This window comes from Mesorhizobium sp. M7A.F.Ca.MR.362.00.0.0 (genome assembly GCF_004023175.1).
Lineage (GTDB): Bacteria > Pseudomonadota > Alphaproteobacteria > Rhizobiales > Rhizobiaceae > Mesorhizobium.
In genome coordinates, this window is record NZ_RZTF01000410.1 from 5,054 (window position 1) to 5,557 (window position 504).

At 66.3% G+C, this 504-nt stretch carries 1 protein-coding gene; it reads left to right on the forward strand.

Annotated features, from left to right (window positions below; genetic code table 11):
* The coding region (locus tag EOC06_RS44015) for a siderophore-interacting protein (RefSeq protein ID WP_245470255.1) at positions 1 to 419 on the forward strand (419 nt) is incomplete at its 5' end.
* Positions 420 to 504: the final 85 nt, after the last annotated feature.

The following is a 504-nucleotide window of genomic DNA, read 5'->3' on the forward strand; positions in this document are numbered from 1 at the left end:
TCATGGGACCGGTCGGCCGCCCGGTGCGGCAGGCGGAGTGGTACGTCATGGGCGCCGACGAAACCGGCCTGCCGGCGCTGGCGCGGCTGCTGGAGACGCTACCAGCCGAGACAAAGGGCGTCGCCTTTGTCGAGATCGCCAATGATGGCGAAAGGCAAGCGATCAACAATGCCACGGGCATCGAGTTGCATTGGCTGACAAGGAACGGCGTGCCGGCGGGCGAGGACAAACTGCTGGCCGAGGCTGTCCGCTCGGTAGCGTGGCCGCAGGACGGTTCGGCCTTCGGCTGGTTCGCGGCGGAAGCCGCTGCCGCCAAGATCGTGCGCGAATATTGGCGCGACACGCTGGGCCTTGGTCGCGATCAAACGCTGGCGGCTGCCTATTGGCGGCGTGGTGCTGCCGGATTGATGGCTGGTTGAGGTCTGAAGCGCGGTTGATGGCAGCGTGAACTGAGAGGCGTCGGCGGTGCCCCTCATCTGCCTGCCGGCATCTTCTCCCCGTAAA